Below are 1,346 nucleotides of genomic sequence, written 5' to 3'. Positions count from 1 at the left end.
GGGGCAACCACAGAGCGTTGGGCGAATGACCATTCGCCCCTACATTTCTGTTGTCACTCCTGGCGACTGCTATAATTCGCCTACCATGGTCAAAGATAAATTTAGTAGATACAAGACAACATAGTATCAATTGCTGCTTGAAAAGCAACTGCAGCATTTGCACTCATGTCACGTGGAACACAAACCCGATTTATCAGAAAAGCCAAAGCGATCGCTCCAATGGGAGCATCAGCAGCAGCTTTCTCCTTTGCTTCATTTATCCATTATTTATTATCCATTAATGAACTAATTATTCTCCCCATCTATACCACTTGCGAAAATTAGAACCATCACTAACAGCTAAACCTATTTGATGTTGACTTGATAACTCATCATAACCTCCTTCATTAGTACCGATATAGTAGATCCGAAAACTACCATCTGCCATCGGTACAACACAAGGAGTACCGATCGCCTGTGCATCCCAACGACCAGAACCTTTAGGAGCATGACTAAAAATAGACCCACCCGCTTCTGAACCTGGTTGTTTTTCCCAGTCAATGCCATCAGAAGAAATAGCCAAACCAATAGAATGATATCCACTCTGGTTAACACCTTCGTAAAACATCAAATACTGACCATCTATTTTCAGGACGTGACGAGTACCGATACCCCGTTCATCAAAGGTTCCCGGTTCTCCTGGTCCTAAAATTTGACCGACTTTCTGCCACTGAAAACCATCTTCAGAAAGTGCTAAACCTACTAAAAATAGTCTTTCTGGGCTTAGGGTGTGGTAGTACATTTTCCAGGAGGAACCATCTCGAACCACTTGCGGCCAAGCACAAAATCAAGCATCAAATTCTCCTGGTTGACCAGGACTCAGGAATGCGCCTCGGTGAGAACCTTCCAATCTTACCCAGTTAATGCCATCGCGAGAAACTGCACAACCGGGGAGCATCTGAATACCTTTAGCTTGAAACTTTCCTACTTCTAGAACTTGGCGATCGCCACCAAAATACCACATCCAGTAAAGACCGTCACTGAAGTAGACATCACTGACTCCAACATGAGCAGAATCAAATCTATTTTCGTCTGGGTGCGGTTCCAATACAGCTCCCATTGTTAAGGGACCTTTACTCTTTCCCATTTAACGCCATCAGAAGAAATAGCCAGACCACAACGACCAGTTGGTAAATTGATTTGACGGTCAAAACTGGCATCGCGCCCATAATACCACATTTTCCAGGTGCCATCTGGAGTATGAAGTACGCGCGGTGAGGAGATGCGTTCGGAGTCCCACCATCCTTCAGCGCCAGGAGTGAGTATAAGACCGGGTTGATTAATTTGTGTTGATTTCATCTCAGACA

General features: G+C 44.5%; 4 protein-coding genes. 1 reads left to right on the top strand and 3 read right to left on the bottom strand.

Going from position 1 to position 1,346, the window contains the following annotated elements:
• The first annotated feature begins 165 nt into the window (after positions 1-165).
• Positions 166-324: a hypothetical protein gene (locus tag F6K22_RS40910; protein ID WP_293110893.1), complete on the top strand. Its 159-nt coding sequence runs from the start codon at positions 166-168 to the stop codon at positions 322-324.
• On the opposite strand, the gene F6K22_RS40905 is transcribed toward F6K22_RS40910, so the two are convergent.
• From F6K22_RS40905 to F6K22_RS40895, 3 genes are all read right to left on the bottom strand, one after another.
• Positions 290-781 carry a glycoside hydrolase family protein gene (locus F6K22_RS40905; RefSeq protein ID WP_293110891.1) on the bottom strand — a complete coding sequence of 164 codons (492 nt, stop codon included), beginning with the start codon at positions 779-781 and terminating at the stop codon, positions 290-292. The genes F6K22_RS40910 and F6K22_RS40905 overlap by 35 nt on opposite strands.
• A gap of 45 nt (positions 782-826) precedes the next feature.
• The gene (locus tag F6K22_RS40900) at positions 827-1,099 is read right to left on the bottom strand and encodes a hypothetical protein (RefSeq protein ID WP_293110890.1); all 273 of its coding nucleotides are present in this window, start codon (positions 1,097-1,099) and stop codon (positions 827-829) included.
• 2 nt (positions 1,100-1,101) lie between these two features.
• Positions 1,102-1,346 (bottom strand): glycoside hydrolase family protein (locus F6K22_RS40895; protein ID WP_363275550.1); only part of this gene is annotated, 245 nt, incomplete at its 5' end.

The sequence above is a fragment of the Okeania sp. SIO2F4 genome, assembly GCF_010672385.1.
Classification (GTDB): domain Bacteria; phylum Cyanobacteriota; class Cyanobacteriia; order Cyanobacteriales; family Microcoleaceae; genus Trichodesmium.
The sequence above is the reverse complement of the archived record's forward strand: the minus strand, read 5'-3'. Positions and strand labels throughout refer to the sequence as shown.

Coding starts and splice junctions, on each gene's coding strand:
- F6K22_RS40905 (WP_293110891.1), bottom strand. CDS start 781: ATGTACTACCACACCCTAAGCCCAGAAAGACTATTTTTAGTAGGTTTA.
- F6K22_RS40910 (WP_293110893.1), top strand. CDS start 166: ATGTCACGTGGAACACAAACCCGATTTATCAGAAAAGCCAAAGCGATC.
- F6K22_RS40900 (WP_293110890.1), bottom strand. CDS start 1,099: ATGGGAGCTGTATTGGAACCGCACCCAGACGAAAATAGATTTGATTCT.